At 71.5% G+C, this 17,238-nt stretch carries 1 protein-coding gene (only partly in view); it reads right to left on the reverse strand.

The annotated features are described in order from the left end of the window. Positions 1–17,238, reverse strand: the final stretch of a protein-coding gene (locus OIE13_RS16655; RefSeq protein ID WP_442816069.1) for an SDR family NAD(P)-dependent oxidoreductase. 33,336 nt of this gene lie beyond the right edge of the window; 17,238 of the gene's 50,574 nt are visible here — the last part of the coding sequence; its start codon lies off the right edge, out of view; it ends in the stop codon at positions 1–3.

Raw genomic sequence — 17,238 nt, forward strand, 5'->3', positions numbered from 1 at the left:
TCACAGGTCTTTGAGGCGGCCCAGTTCGTTTTCGATGAAGCCGAGGATGTCCTTGGTACTCGCAGAGTTGAGCACGTCGGCGACAGCGATTTCACTAGTTTCCGTGCTGCTCTCGCTCATCTTCGCCAGTAGCTGCCGCAGCCGGGTGACGATGCCGTTCCGGGCGAGCTCGTCGAGCGCGGTATCGGAAAGAGCGGTCTCGAACCGGTTGAGATCGGCCAGCAATGACAACTCCGTGGCCTTGTTCGCTCCGGGCGCGATTTCCTCCAGGAGGTATTCGGCGAGGCTCACGGGAGTGGGGTAGTCGAAGATGAGGGTGGCGGGCAGCCGCAGCCCCGTCGCCGCGTTCAGCCGGTTGCGCAGCTCCACAGTGGTCAGGGAGTCGAAGCCCAGCTCGCGGAACTCCCGTCCCGGCTGGATCGCGTCCACCGACTCGTGCCCCAGCACCATCGCCGCCTGAGTGCACACCAGTTCCATCACCAGCCGCACCTGCTCGGCCTGCTCCAGGCCCGCCAGCCGCCGCACCAGCTCCGCGTCCCCGCCCGCGAGAACGGAGACCGCCGACCGGCGCCCCGCACGCACCAGGCCCCGCATCAAATGCGGCACCTCGCCCATCGCCCGCAGCACCGACAGCTCCAGTCGCACCGGCACCACCATCGCCCGATCCGACCCCACCGCCGCCTCGAACGCCGCGAGCCCCTGCTCGGCCGACAACGCCGGCATACCCGTCCGGCTGATCCGCCGCATCTCGATCTCACCCAGCGTGCCGGTCATCCCCGCGTCCTGGGCCCAGGCACCCCACGCCAGCGACAACCCCGCCAGCCCCGCAGCCCGGCGCACCTGAGCCAGCGCGTCCAAGAACACGTTGGCCGCCGCGTAGTTACCCTGACCAGGCGCTCCCACCACACCCGCAAGCGAGGAGAACACCACGAACGCCGCCAGGTCCAGGCCCCGGGTCAGCTCGTGCAGATGCCAGGCCGCATCCACCTTCGGCCGCAACACCGCATGCAACCCCTCCGCCGACAGCGACGGAATCGTCCCGTCGGCCAGCACACCCGCGGTGTGGATCACCGCGGTCAGCGGATGTTCGGCCGGGACCTGCGTCAGCAGGGCCGCCACCGCGTCCCGGTCGGCCATGTCGCACGCCGCGATGGTGACCTCGACCCCGTGCGCGATCAACTCGGCCCGCAACTCCAGCGCACCCGGAGCGTCCAGGCCCCGGCGGCTGGTCAGCAGCAGATGCCGCACACCCCGCTCGGCCACCACATGCCGCGCAAACAGCCCGCCCAGACCACCGGTACCACCGGTGATCAACACCGTCCCCTCCGGATCCCAGACCCGGCCCGCCACGTCGCCCAGGTCAGAGCCGGGCGCCATCCGCGCCAGGCGCGGCACCCGCACCTCGCCCCCGCGCACCGCCATCTGCGGCTCCTCGGACACCGACATCCCCAGCAGCCTTGACAGCGGGGATTCCAGATCCACATCGATCAGCAGGAGCCGGCCCGGATTCTCCGACTGGGCACTACGGACAAGACCCCACACCGCCGCGGCCGCCAGATCGGTGACCACCTCGCCGTCGCCCGCCGCGACCGCGCCCCGGGTCAGGAACACCAGCCGCGACTCGGCGAACCGCTCCTCGGCCAGCCAGCCCTGCAACAGGTCCAGCACCCGGGCGGTCAGCGCATGCGCCGACTCCACCACCTCTCCCACCGGATCCGAGACCGCCTCCACCATCACCACGGCCGGCACCGTGCCCGCCGCCAGCGACGACAGCTCCGCGTGCACCTCCACCGCAAGGCCACCCGGCTCCCCGGCCGCCCGCAACGCGGGAGCAACCCCCAACGCGTCCGCACCCAGCACCGCCACCGACACCCCACCGGGCTCCGGCAAAGCACCCGTGGGCGCCCACTCCACCCCGAACAACGACTCCCAGCCCACGCCGACACCACCGGAGAGCGCCAGCTGCTCGGCCGAGACCGGCCGCAACACCACCGAGCGCGCCGACAGCACCGGCTCCCCGGCCGCGTCCACCGCGCTCAGCGACACCGCATCCGGCCCCGTCCTGACCAACCGCACCCGCAACACCGAAGCACCACCCGCGTGCAGGCACACCTGCTCCCACGAAGACGGCACCAGGCCACCCTCCACCGGCTCCAACCCGGCGAAGGTCACCGCGTGCAGCGCCGCATCCAGCAGAGCCGGATGCACCCCGAACGCCTCCGAGTCCGACTGCGCCTGCTCGGGCAGCGCCACCTCGGCGAACACCTCACCGTCGACACCCCGCCAGGCCGCCCGCAACCCCTGGAACACCGGACCGTAAGCGAAACCGTCCTCGGCCAGCTCCTCGTACAACCCCTCCAGCTCGATCGCGGTCGCCCCGGCCGGCGGCCACACCGCCACCTCAAACGGCGCGGCTTGCGGAGCACCGGTCGCGAGCGTGCCGGTCGCGTACCGTACCCACGGCACATCATCAGCCGACCGGGCGTAGATGCTCACGCTCCGGTGGCCCGTCTCCTGCGGAGCCCCCACCGACACCTGCATCGCGACCGCGCCCCGCTCGCCCAGCACCAGCGGCGCGGCTAGCGTCAGCTCCTCGACCAGGTCGCAGCCGACCTGGTCACCCGCCCGCACCGCCAGCTCCAGGAACCCGGCCTCCGGGAAGACCACCGTTCCGGCCACCGCGTGATCGGCCAGCCACGGATGCGACCGCACCGACAACCGTCCCGTCAGCACGACCCCATCGGAATCGGCCAGCCCCACCGCGGCGCCCAACAGCGGATGCCCTGCCGTGGCCAGACCCGCCGCCGCCATGTTCCCCGCACCGGCACTGCCATCAGGCCAGAACCGTCGATGCTCGAAGGGATAGGTCGGCAGGTCGACCCGGCGCCCACCCGGCAGCACTGCCCGCCAGTCGACCGGCACCCCGTGCACATACAGCTCGGCCAGCGCCGCCAGGGACGCCCCGTGCTCGTCGCGGTCCTTGCGCAGCACCGGCACCAGCACCGTGTGCGACTCGTGCACATGTGCCTCCGGCTCGGTCGCGATGGTGTCCTGGGCCATGGCGGTGAGCACCCCGTCGGGGCCGAGCTCCAGATACGCCCGCACGCCCTGCGCCTGCAGGGTGCGGATGCCGTCGGCGAAGCGGACCGCTCCACGCACCTGGTCGACCCAGTAGTCCGGCGAGCACAGCTGCTCGGCCGTGGCCGCCTGCCCGGTCAGGGTGGACACGATCGGAACCCTCGGCGCGCCGTAGGTGAGCCTGCTCGCCAGCGTGCGGAAGTCCGCCAGCATCGGCTCCATCAACGGCGAATGGAACGCATGCGACACCCGCAACCGCTTCGTCCTGATGCCCCGCTTCTCCAGGGCGGCGGCGACCTCAAGGACCGGCTGCTCGGCCCCGGAGATCACCACCGAGGCCGGGCCGTTCACCGCCGCGACCGACACCTGGTCCTCGTACCCGGCCAGCAGGGCGGCGACCTGCTCCTCAGAGGCCTGCACCGCCACCATCGCCCCACCGGAGGGGAGCGCCTGCATCAACCGCGCCCGGCCCGCCACCAACGCACACGCATCCGACAGGGACAACACCCCGGCCACATGCGCCGCGGTGATCTCCCCGATCGAATGCCCCGCCAGCACATCCGGCCGCACCCCCCACGAGGACACCAGCCGGAACAACGCCGTCTCCACCGCGAACAGGGCCGGCTGCGCCCACCCGGTCCGATCCAGCAACCCCGCCTGCGCCTGGTCACTGCCCGGCTCGGCGAACAGCACCTCGCGCAGCGAACCGTCCAGCATCGGGTCCAGCTCGCCGATCACCGCATCCAACGCCGCCGCGAACACCGGGAACCGCGCATACAGCTCCCGGCCCATCCCCGCCCGCTGGCTCCCCTGACCGGTGAACAGGAACGCGAGCCGCGGCTCCGCTCCCGCCGCTCCGTGCACCACACTCACGCTTGGCAGATCCTCGGCCAGCGCACCCAGCCCGGCCAGCACACCCTCACGATCAGCGGCCAGCACCACCGCCCGATGCTCGAACGCCGACCGCGTCGTGGCCAGCGAGAACGCCGCATCGGCCAGCCCCAGACCAGGCTCACCGTCCAGGACCGACACCAGCCGCCCGGCCTGCGCCCGCAACGCCTGACCCGTCTTCGCCGACACCAGCACCGGCACCACACCCGCGGCAGGCACCCGGTCCTGCGGAGTGTCTTCTTCCGCCGATGTTTCCGGCCCTTGTTCGAGGATGACGTGCGCGTTGGTGCCGCTGATCCCGAACGACGACACCCCCGCCCGGCGCGGACGGCCCGTCCGCGGCCACTCCACCTGCTCGGTCAGCAGCTCCACCGCACCCGCCGACCAGTCCACATGCGAGGACGGCGCATCCACATGCAGCGTCTTGGGCAGCACGCCGTGCCGCATCGCCAGCACCATCTTGATCACACCGGCCACACCCGCGGCGGCCTGGGTGTGACCGAGGTTCGACTTGATCGCGCCCAGCAGCAGCGGCCGGTCGGCTTCACGGTTCTGGCCGTAGGTCGCCAGCAGCGCCTGCGCCTCGATCGGGTCACCCAACCTGGTACCCGTACCGTGCGCCTCCACCGCATCCACCTCGGACGGCGACAACCCCGCACCGGCCAGCGCCTGACGAATCACCCGCTGCTGCGACGGACCGTTCGGCGCGGTCAACCCGTTCGACGCCCCGTCCTGGTTGATCGCCGACCCACGCATCACCGCCAGCACCTGATGACCGTTACGGCGGGCATCCGACAACCGCTCCAGCACCAGCACGCCCACACCCTCAGACCAGCCGGTACCGTCCGCACTGTCGGCGAACGCCTTGGATCGCCCGTCGGCTGCTATCCCGCCCTGCGCATTGAAGCCGATGAACCCCAACGGTGACGCCATCACCGTCGTACCGCCGGCCAGCGCCAGCGAGCACTCCCCCTGCCGCAGCGCCTGCGCCGCCAGGTGCATCGCCACCAGCGACGACGAACACGCGGTGTCCACCGTCATCGCCGGGCCCTCCAAGCCCAGCATGTAGGACAGGCGGCCCGACAAAACGCTGGCCGAGAGACCGGTGACGCCATGGCCTTGCACATCCGTCTGGGTACTTATGATCAGGCTCGTGTAGTCTTGGCTGTTGCTTCCCACGAACACGCCGGTGTGGCTGCCCTTGAGCGAGACCGGGTCGATCCCGGCCCGCTCGACCGCCTCCCACGCCCCCTCCAGCAGCAACCGCTGCTGCGGGTCCATCGCCAGCGCCTCACGCGGCGAGATCCCGAAGAACCCCGCGTCGAACCCCGCCACATCCGCCAGGAACCCACCCTGAACATCGAGGCCCGTCCCGGACAGCAACTCCGGATCCCAGCCCCGATCGGCCGGAACCGGCGAGATCGCGTCCCCGCCCTCGGACAGCAACCGCCACAGCTCTTCCGGCGAGTTCACCCCACCGGGGAACCGGCAGCTCATCCCCACGATCACGATCGGATCGTCCGCCGTCGACGCCCTCGGCCCGGCCACCACACCCGACCCGACGGCCTGGTCCTGCCGGCCCAGCAACTCCGACACCAGGAACCGCGCCAGCACGGTCGGCGTCGGATAGTCGAACACCAGCGTCGCAGGCAACCGCAACCCGACGGCGATGTTGAGCCGGTTGCGCAGGTCCACCGCGGTCAGGGAGTCGAAGCCCAGCTCACGGAACTCACGTCCGGGCTGGACGTCCTCCCCCGAGGCGTGACCCAGCACCACCGCCGCCTGAGCGCGCACCAGCTCCACCACCAGCCGAACCCGCTCGGCCTCCTCCAGCCCCGCCAGCCGCCGCACCAGCTCCGAATCCCCGCTTGCCGAGGTGGAGACCGCCAGGCGGCGGCCCGCACGCACCAGGCCCCGCATCAGATGCGGCAGCTCGGGGAACGTACGCAGGATCGAGAGATCCAGCCGCACCACCACCACCGGCGAGTGACCCGTCGTGGCAGCTGACTCGAACGCCGCGAGCCCCTGCTCGGCCGACAGCGCCGGCATCCCCGCTCGCGCCATCCGCTGCAGATCTATCGCCCCGAGGCTGCCGGTCATCCCGGTCTCCTGCGCCCACAAGCCCCACGCCAGCGACACTCCCGGCAGCCCTTCGGCCCGGCGCAGCTGGGCCAGCGCGTCGAGGAACGCGTTCGCCGCCGCGTAGTTGCCCTGACCCGCGTTGCCCATCACCCCCGCCATGGAGGAGAACACGACAAACGCCGCAAGGTCCCGGTCCTGGGTGAGTTCGTGCAGGTGCCAGGCCGCATCCACCTTCGGCCGCAGCACCGCATCCAGCCGCTCCGGCGTCAGCGACGGAATCGTGCCATCGGCCAGCACACCGGCGGTGTGGATCACCGCGGTCAGCGGATGCCCGGCGTCCACCCGAGCCAGCAGCGCCGCCACCTGGTCACGGTCGGCCCCATCGCAGGCCGCGATCTCGACCTCGACCCCGTGCGCGATCAGCTCGGCCCGCAACTCCAGCGCACCCGGAGCGTCCAGGCCCCGGCGGCTGGTCAGCAGCAGATGCCGCACACCCCGCTCGGCCACCACGTGCCGTGCGAACAGCGCGCCCAGACCACCGGTGCCACCGGTGATCAGCACCGTGCCCTCCGGGTCCCAGACCCGGCCCGGCGCGTCGCCAACGTCAGATCCTGGCGCTATCCGCGCCAGGCGCGGGACCAGAACGTCACCCTCGCGTACCGCCGCCTGCGGCTCACCCAAGGCCAGCACCCCCGGCAGTACACCGCGCAAGGCCGACAGCGAGGCCTGGTCCTGGTCCATGTCGACCAGCACGAACCGGCCCGGGTTCTCCGACTGCGCACTGCGGACCAGCCCCCACACCCCGGAAGCCGGAAGATCAGCCACCGTCTCGCCGTCACCCGACGCGACCGCGCCCCGGGTGACGAACACCAGACGCGAATCGGCGAACCGGTCATCGGCCAGCCACCGCTGCACCACATCCAGAACGCGAGCGACCAGCGCATGCGCCGACTCCACCACCCCGGCCACCGGATCCGAGACCACCTCCGCGAGCACCACCGCCGGCACCGGATCCGCCTCGGCCAGCGCGAGCAGATCCGCATGCACCGGCACCACGTCCCCGGCCACCCGCAACGCCACCGCGACACCCAGCGTGTCCCGGCCGAGTACCGCCACCGGCACCTGGTCGGCTTCCGGCAGACCGCCTACCGCAGCCCATTCCACCCGGAACAGCGTGTCCTGCCCGGCCCCGCGACCATCGGAGAGCGCCAGCTGCCCGGTGGAAATCGGCCGCAGCACCACCGACCGCGCCGACAGCACCGGCGCACCCGTCGCATCCGTCGCGTTCAGCGACACGGCATCGCCACCCACCCTGGCCAGCCGCACCCGCAGCACCGAAGCCCCGGCCGCGTGCAGGCACACCTCACCCCAGGAGAACGGCACCCGGACAGCCTCGGAATCGTCCAGCCCCGCAAACGGCACCACGTGCAGCACCGCGTCCAGCAGCGCCGGATGCAACCCGAACGAATCCGCCTCGCCGACCCGCTCGGGCAACCTCACCTCGGCGAAGATCTCACCATCGCGCCGCCAGGCCGCCCGCAACCCCTGGAATGCCGGACCGTACCCCAGCCCTCGGGTGGCCAGCTCGTCATAAAGGCCGTCCAGCTCGATCGCGGTCGCCCCGGCCGGGGGCCACACCTCCACCTCGAACGGCGCGGCTTGCGGAGCACCGGTCGCGAGCGTGCCGGTCGCGTGCCGCACCCACGGCACCTCATCGGTCGCGTCGGCCAACCGCGAGTACACGCTCACCGCCCGGCGGTCCGACTCCTCCGCGGCGCCCACCCACACCTGTACCGCGACCGCGTCACCCTCGCCCAGCACCAGCGGCGCGGTCAGCGTCAGCTCCTCCACCAGATCGCAACCGACCTGGTCACCGGCCCGCACCGCCAGCTCCACGAACGCCGCACCCGGCACCACCACCGAGCCCGCCACCACGTAATCGGCCAGCCACGAGTGCGACGCCGACGACAACCGCCCGGTCAGCACCACCCCGTCAGAGTCGGCCCGAGGCATCACCGCGCCCAGCAGCGGATGCCTCGTCGCGGCCAGGCCCAGCACCCGGGCATCACCGCTCTGCCTCTCGCTCGGCCAGAACCGCTGGCGCTGGAAGGCGTAGGTCGGCAGGTCAACCCGGCGCCCGCCCGGCAGCACCTGCCGCCAGTCCACCGCCACCCCACGGACGAACAGCTCCGCCGCCGAGACCAGCACCCGATCCAGGCCGCCGTCCTCACGGCGCAACGTCCCGGCGATCACAGCCTCCACCTCGGCCGCATCCACGCATTCCTGGACCCCGACCGTCAGCACCGGATGCGGACTCACCTCCACGAACACCCGATACCGCTGCTCCAGCAACACCCCCACCGCCGGAGCGAAACCCACCGTACGCCGCAGATTCTCACACCAATACCCGGCCCCCAGCTCCGCACCCTCCACCCACTGACCCGTCACCGTCGACAGCATCGGCACCCGCACCGGCCCCGGCGCCACCCCCGCCAAGACCCCGGCCAGCTCCTCCCCGATCAGATCCACCTGCGCCGAATGCGAGGCATAGTCCACCGCGATCCGCCGCACCCGCACGTTCTCAGCGGCAAGGCGCTCGACCAGCTCCTCCACCGCCGCGACCTCACCGGCCACCACCACCGAGTTCGGACCGTTCACCGCAGCCACCGAGACCCGCCCGTCCCAAACCGCCACGTACTCACGCACCCGCTCGACCGGCAACGCCACCGACGCCATCGCCCCCAGCCCGGCCAACCGCTCGGCGATCAACCGGCTGCGCAACGCCACCACCCGCGCACCGTCCGACAACGACAGACCACCCGCCACCACCGCCGCCGCGATCTCCCCCTGCGAATGCCCCACCACCGCGTCCGGACGAACCCCCAGCGACTCCCACACCGCCGCCAACGACACCATCACCGCGAACGAGGCCGGCTGCACCACATCCACCCGATCCAGCCCCGGAGCGTCCTCGGTCTGCCGGACCACATCCAGCAACGACCAGTCCACGAACGGCTGCAACGCCGCCGCACACTCCGCCATCCGAGCCGCGAACACCGCCGACTCCTCCAGCAGAGCCGCACCCATCCCCACCCACTGCGCCCCCTGACCAGGGAACACCCACACCGACTTCCCCTCCACATCGGCCACACCCGCAACCACGCGCGTCGCCGACTCACCGGAAGTCACCGCCGCCAGCCCCGCCAGCAGCTCCTCATGGCCACCGCCGACCACCACGGCCCGGTGCTCGAACACCGACCGCGACGACACCAGCGACGACCCCACATCCACCGGGTTCAGCTCACCGTGTGTGTCCATGAACGCCGCCAGACGGCGCGCCTGCGCCCGCAGCGCCTCCTCGGTCTTGCCCGACACCACCCACGGCACCACATCCGCAGCCGGAGCCTGGCCCTCGCCACCCGACTCCGTCTCAGGAGCCTCCGGACCCTGCTCAATGATCACGTGCGCGTTGGTGCCACTGATCCCGAACGACGACACCCCCGCCCGCCGCGGGCGACCGGCCTCCGGCCAGTCCCTGGCCTCGGTCAACAACTCCACCGCGCCCATGGACCAGTCCACGTGTGACGACGGGGCGTCCACGTGCAGCGTCTTGGGCAGCACGCCGTGTCGCATCGCCATGACCATCTTGATCACACCGGCCACACCCGCGGCGGCCTGGGTGTGCCCGAGGTTCGACTTGACCGAGCCCAGCAGCACCGGCCGGTCCTCGGGCCGGTCCTGGCCGTACGTCGCCAGCAGCGCCTGCGCCTCGATCGGGTCGCCCAGCGTCGTACCGGTGCCGTGCGCCTCGACCACGTCCACCTCGGACGGCGACAACCCCGCGCCGGCCAGCGCCTGACGGATCACCCGCTGCTGCGACGGGCCGTTCGGCGCGGTCAACCCGTTCGACGCACCGTCCTGGTTGATCGCCGATCCACGCACCACCGCGAGCACCTGGTGCCCGTTGCGGCGGGCGTCCGACAACCGCTCCAGCACCAGGACACCCACGCCCTCGGACCAGCTGGTGCCGTCCGCGGTGTCGGCGAACGCCTTGCACCGACCATCGGACGCCAACCCGCCCTGGGCGCTGAAGTCGATGAACACCCCCGGCGTGGCCATCACGGTCACCCCACCGGCCAGCGCCAGACTGCACTCGCCCGAGCGCAGCGCCTGCGCCGCCATGTGCATCGCCACCAGCGACGACGAACACGCGGTGTCCACCGTCACCGCCGGACCCTCCAGCCCCAGCGCGTAGGCGACACGGCCGGTGACGATGCTCCCGGAGTTACCGGTGCTGACGAAAGTCATCACATCCGGCGGGAACTGAGCGCTCGTCCCGTAGTCGTGGTAGATCACTCCGGCGAACACGCCGGTACGACTGCCGCGCAACGAGACCGGGTCGATGCCCGCTCGTTCGACCGCCTCCCAGGACGCCTCCAGCAGCAGCCGCTGCTGCGGGTCCATCGCCAGCGCCTCACGCGGCGAGATGCCGAAAAATCCCGGATCGAAGTCGGTCGCGTCGATGACGAAACCACCGTCGAAGTCCAGCTCGCCACGCGCCTGCCAGCCTCGGTCCCGTGGCAGTGGGGAGATGGCGTCCTGGCCCTCGGCGACCAGCCGCCACAGATCCTCTGGAGAGCTCACCCCTCCGGGGTAGCGGCAGGCCATCGAGACGATGGCGATCGGGTCGTCCACCACCGAGGTGGCGGCCACCGGGAGAATCGCGTCGCCGTGCACGCCGAGCACTTCACTGAGCAGGTACTCACCGAGCACGGTGGGGGTGGGGTAGTCGAAGACGAGAGTGGAGGGCAGGCGCAGCCCTGTGGCGGCGTTGAGCCGGTTGCGCAACTCGAGCGCGGTCAACGAGTCGAAGCCCAGCTCACGGAACTCCCGCCGGACGTCCACCGCTTCCAAGGAGGAATGCCCGAGGACGGCGGCGGCCTGAGCCCGGACCAGGTCGATCAGCATCTGGATCCGCTTGGGGTGGTCCAGGCCGGCCAGCTGCCGGGACAGTGCCTCGCCCGCACCACCACCTCCGGCTGCCGACAGCGCGGCGGCCGTACGGCGAGTGCCCCGCACCAGCCCGCGCAGCAGCGGTGGCACCAGCTGGGCGGACATCGCCGGCAGGTTCAGCCGCACCGGGACCACCAGCGGTGAGTCCGAGCCGATGGCCGTGTCGAACAGGGCAAGCCCCTGCTCGGTGGTGATCGGCGGCAGCCCGGCGGCGGTCATCCGCTCCACGCTGGCCTGCGATAGTCCCCCGGTCATCCCGGTAGCCTGCGCCCACAAACCCCAGGTGAGCGACAGTCCCGGCAGTCCCTGCGCCTGCCGCTGGGCCATCAGCGCGTCCAGCCACGCGTTGGCCGCCGCGTAGTTGCCCTGCCCCGCGTTGCCCATCAGCCCGGCCAGCGAGGAGAACACCACGAACCCGGCCAGATCCATCTCCCGGGTCAGCTCGTGCAGATGCCAGGCCGCGTCGACCTTCGGCCGCAGCACCGCGTCCAGCCGCTCCGCCGTCAGCGAGGCGATCGTCCCGTCATCCACGATTCCAGCCGCGTGAATCACCGCGGTCAGCGGATGCTCGGCGTCGATCCCGGCCAGCAGACCCGCCACCGCATCCCGGTCGGCCATGTCGCAGGCGATGATGGTGATCCGGGCACCCCGATCGCTCAGCTCCCGGTGAAGTTCTGTCACACCGGGGGCGTCGGGGCCTCGGCGGCTGGTCAGCAGCAGATGCCGCACACCCCGCTCGGCCACCAGATGCCGGGCCAGCTCCGCACCCAGACCACCGGTGCCACCGGTGATCAGCACCGTGCCCTCCGGGTTCCAGACCCGGGGCATGGTCAGCACGATCTTGCCGGTGTGCCGGGCCTGACTCATGAACCGGAAGGCATCCCGGCCCCGGCGCACATCCCACGCCGTGAACGGCAACGGCCGCAACTCACCGGCCGCGAACAACCCCATCAACTCGGCCAGGATCTGCCGCAACCGCTCAGGCCCGGCATCCAGCATGTCAAACCAGTGATACACCAGCCCGGGGAACTGCTCCTGGCTGCGAATGTCGAGCTTGCCCATCTCGATGAACCGGCCGCCCGGACGCAGCAGCCGCGCCGAGGCGTCGATGAGCTCCCCGGTCAGCGAGTTGAGCACCACGTCGATGCCCCGCTCACCGCAGACCGCGCGGAACCGCTCCTCGAACTCCGGACTCCGGGAGGAGGCGATGTGATCGTCCGGGATGCCCAGCGAACGCAGCACGTCCCACTTGGCCGGGCTGGCCGTGGCGAACACCTCCACCCCCAGGCGCTGGGCCAGCTGGATCGCCGCCATGCCCACACCGCCGGTGCCGGCGTGCACCAGCAGCCGCTCGCCCTCCCGCAGCCCGGCCAGGTCCATCAGCCCGTAGTAGGCCGTCAGGAACGTCACCAGGATCGTCGCGGCCTGCTCGAACGAGACCCCGTCAGGGATCTTGGCCAGGACTTGGGCGCTGGTGACCACCGGGCCGAATGCGCCTTCGGTCAGACAGACCACCCGGTCCCCCGGGCGCAGGTCGTCGACCTCGGGGCCGACCTCCAGCACCACCCCGGCGGCCTCACCACCCATCAGGCCGACCTTGTCCTGGAACCAGCCCAGCGCGTTCAACCCGTCCAGCAGGTCACGGAAGTTCACCCCCGCCGCGTGCACCGCCACCCGCACCTGCCCCGCTCCCAACGGCTCAGCCGTCTCCGGGTAGGGAATGAGCTCCAGCGCGTCCAGGCTGCCCTTGGCCCGGCTGCCCAGCCGCCACCCCGTACCGGACGGAGGCAGCAGACCCGCCCCCGACACCAGCGACGCCAACCTCGGCGCCCACACCCTGCCCCCGCGCACCGCCACCTGCGGCTCACCCGAAGCCAGCACCCCACCCAGCGCACCGAGCCGCACCGACTCCTCGTCCACGTCCACGTCGACCAGCAGGAACCGGCCCGGATTCTCCGACTGGGCACTACGCACCAATCCCCACACCGCCGCGGCCGCCAGATCGGCGACCACCTCGCCATCACCCGCCGCGACCGCCCCCCGGGTGACGAACACCAGCCGCGACTCGGCGAACCGCTCCTCGGCCAACCAGCCCTGCAACAGTCCCAGAACCCCGGCCGTCACCTCATGCGCCGAAGCCACCACCTCCACCGCCGACCCGGCCGCGACCTCGGCCAGCACCACCCCCGGCACCGACCCCGCCTCCGCCAGCGCCGACAGATCACGATGAACCGCGACCGACTCCCACCTCCTCGCAAGACCCAGCGCGTCCGGCTCGAACGCCGCGAAGCCGACCATCGCCACCGGCACCGGGTCGGCCACGGTGACCTCGGAGAGCGTGGTCCACTCCAACCGGAACAGCCCATCGCGCTCCATCACCTGGCCACCACCCGCGGCGGCGATCTGACCGGGCAAGAACGGACGCAGCACCAGCGACCGCGCCGACAGCACCGGCTCCCCGGCCGCGTCCACCGCCGTCAGCGTGACCGAGTCGGCAGCGGTCCGAAGCAGCCGCACCCGCAACATCGCCGCACCTGCCGCCTGCAGGCTCACCTCACTCCAGGAGAACGGCAACCGGCCACCCTCCACCGGATCCAGCCCGACGAACGGCACCGCGTGCAACGCCGCGTCCAGCAACGCCGGATGCACCCCGAACGCACCCGCACTCGACTGCGCCTGCTCGGGCAGGACGACCTCGGCGAACACCGCACCGTCGACACCCCGCCAGGCCGCCCGCAACCCCTGGAACACCGGACCGTAGGCGAACCCGCCCGCGGCCATTCCCTCGTACAACCCATCCGTCTCGATAGCGGTCGCGCCCTGCGGCGGCCACACCGCCGCGTCGAACGGCACCGCGGGAGACGTGCCGGTCGCGAGCACACCGGCAGCCAAAGTGCCGGTCGCGTGCCGCACCCACGGCACATCGTCCGCGGCCTGCGCCGACCGGGCGTACACGTTCACGCTCCGGCGGCCCGACTCCTGCGCGGCGCCCACCCACACCTGCACCGCGACGGCGTCGGTCTCGCCCAGCACCAGCGGCGCGGTCAGCGTCAGCTCCTCCACCACATCGCAGCCGACCTGGTCACCCGCCCGGATCGCCAGCTCCAGGAACCCGGTACCCGGGAAGATCACCGTCCCGGCCACCGCGTGATCGGCCAGCCACGGATGCGACCGCACCGACAGGCGCCCGGTCAGCAGCACACCGTCGGAGTCGGCCAGCCCCACCGCGGCGCCCAGCAGCGGATGACCGGCTGTCGCCAGCCCGGCCGCGGCCACGTTGCCCACCTGGGAACCGGCCCCCTCAGGCCAGTACCGCTGGTGCTCGAAGGCATAGGTCGGCAGATCGACCCGGCGCCCGCGCGGAAGCACCGTCTGCCAGTTCACCGGCACGCCGTGCACGTGCAGACGAGCCAGCGCCTCGGTAACGGCCTCCTGCTCGTCCCGGCCCCCGCGCAACACCGGCACCAGCACCACGTCCGAATCCGGCCCGGAGGCCGGTTCCACGTCCGAGCCGGACTTTGAGGCCTGATTCGCGGCACTCGGGCCCGAGTCCGCCATCAGCGTGTCCTGAGCCATGGCGGTCAGCACCCCGTCGGGGCCCAGCTCCAGATACGCCCGCACACCCTGCGCGCGCAGGGTGCGGATGCCGTCGGCGAAGCGGACCGCTCCACGCACCTGATCCACCCAGTAGTCCGGCGAGCACAACTGCTCGGCCGTGGCCGCCTGCCCGGTCAGGGTGGACACGATCGGAACCCTCGGCGCGCCATAGCCGAGCCTGCTCGCCAGCGCACGGAAGTCCGCCAGCATCGGCTCCATCAACGGCGAATGGAACGCATGCGACACCCGCAACCGCTTCGTCCTGACCCCCCGCCCCTCCAGGGCGGCGGCGACCTCAAGGACCGGCTGCTCGACCCCGGAGATCACCACCGAGACCGGGCCGTTCACCGCCGCGACCGACACCTCTTTCTCCCGCCCGGCCAGCAGGGCGGCGACCTCCTCCTCAGAGGCCTGCACCGCCACCATCGCCCCACCGGAGGGGAGCGCCTGCATCAACCGCGCCCGGCCCGCCACCAACGCACACGCATCCGACAGGGACAACACCCCGGCCACATGCGCCGCGGTGATCTCCCCGATCGAATGCCCCGCCAGCACATCCGGCCGCACCCCCCACGAGGACACCAGCCGGAACAACGCCGTCTCCACCGCGAACAGGGCCGGCTGCGCCCACCCGGTCCGATCCAGCAACCCCGCCTGCGCCTGGTCACTGCCCGGCTCGGCGAACAGCACCTCGCGCAGCGAACCGTCCAGCAGCGGATCCAGCTCGCCGATCACCGCATCCAACGCCGCCGCGAACACCGGGAACCGCGCATACAGCTCCCGGCCCATCCCCGCCCGCTGGCTCCCCTGACCGGTGAACAGGAACGCGAGCCGCGGCTCCGCTCCCGCCGCTCCGTGCACCACACTCACGCTTGGCAGATCCTCGGCCAGCGCACCCAGCCCGGCCAGCACACCCTCACGATCAGCGGCCAGCACCACCGCCCGATGCTCGAACACCGGACGGGTCGTGGCCAGCGAGAACGCCGTATCGGCGAGCGCCACCTCACGATGGCCCGCCACATGCGAGGCCAGCCGATCCGCCTGCTCCCGCAATACCCCTGCCGTACGGGCCGACACCAGCACCGGCAGCACACCCGCACCCGCGGCCGGCGCATCGTCCCGCGCCGCCGTTCCGGCCTCGATCCGCGGAGCCGCCGGCCCCTGTTCGAGGATGACGTGCGCGTTGGTACCGCTGATCCCGAACGACGACACCCCCGCCCGGCGCGGACGACCCGTCCGCGGCCACTCCACCTGCTCGGTCAGCAGCTCCACCGCACCCGAGGCCCAGTCCACATGCGAGGACGGGGTATCGACGTGCAACGTCTTGGGCAACACGCCGTGCCGCATCGCCAGCACCATCTTGATCACACCGGCCACGCCCGCGGCGGCCTGGGTGTGACCGAGGTTCGACTTGATCGCGCCCAGCAGCAGCGGCCGGTCGGCTTCACGGTTCTGGCCGTAGGTCGCCAGCAGCGCCTGCGCCTCGATCGGGTCACCCAACCTGGTACCCGTACCGTGCGCCTCCACCGCATCCACCTCGGACGGCGACAACCCCGCACCGGCCAGCGCCTGACGAATCACCCGCTGCTGCGACGGACCGTTCGGCGCGGTCAACCCGTTCGACGCCCCGTCCTGGTTGATCGCCGAGCTGCGCATCACCGCCAGCACCTGATGACCGTTACGGCGGGCATCCGACAACCGCTCCAGCACCAGCATGCCCAAGCCCTCAGACCAGGTGGTGCCGTCCGCGGTGTCGGCGAATGCCTTGCACCGCCCATCGGGCGCCAATCCCCCCTGCGCGCTGAAGCCGATGAACCCGATTGGGGTGGTCATCACCGTGGCACCGCCGGCCAGCGCCAGGCTGCACTCGCCCGAGCGCAGCGCCTGCGCCGCCATGTGCATCGCCACCAGCGACGACGAACACGCGGTGTCCACCGTCACCGCCGGACCCTCCAACCCCAGCGTGTAGGACAGGCGGCCCGACAAAACGCTGGCCGACATACCGGTGATGGCGTGGCCTTCCACGTCTGCCCGGGTGTTCATCATCAGGCTCATGTAGTCCTGGCCGTTGGTGCCCACGAACACGCCGGTGTGGCTGCCCTTGAGCGAGACCGGGTCGATCCCGGCCCGCTCGACCGCCTCCCACACCCCTTCCAGCAGCAGCCGCTGCTGCGGGTCCATCGCCAGCGCCTCACGCGGCGAGATCCCGAAGAACCCCGCGTCGAACCCCGCCACATCCGCCAGGAACCCACCCTGAACATCGAGGCCCGTCCCGGACAGCGTCTCCAGATTCCAGCCTCGATCGGCCGGGACCGGCGAGATCGCGTCCTCGCCCTCGGACAGCAACCGCCACAGCTCTTCCGGCGAGTTCACCCCACCGGGGAACCGGCAGCTCATCCCCACGATCACGATCGGGTCGTCCGCCGTCGACGCCCTCGGCCCGGCCACCACACCCGAGACCGCCGCCTGGTCCTGCCGGCCCAGCAGCTCCGACACCAGGAACCGCGCCAGCACGGTCGGCGTCGGATAGTCGAACACCAGCGTCGCAGGCAACCGCAACCCGGTGGCGATGTTGAG

It is taken from the genome of Streptosporangium sp. NBC_01810 (genome assembly GCF_035917355.1).
Lineage (GTDB): Bacteria > Actinomycetota > Actinomycetes > Streptosporangiales > Streptosporangiaceae > Streptosporangium.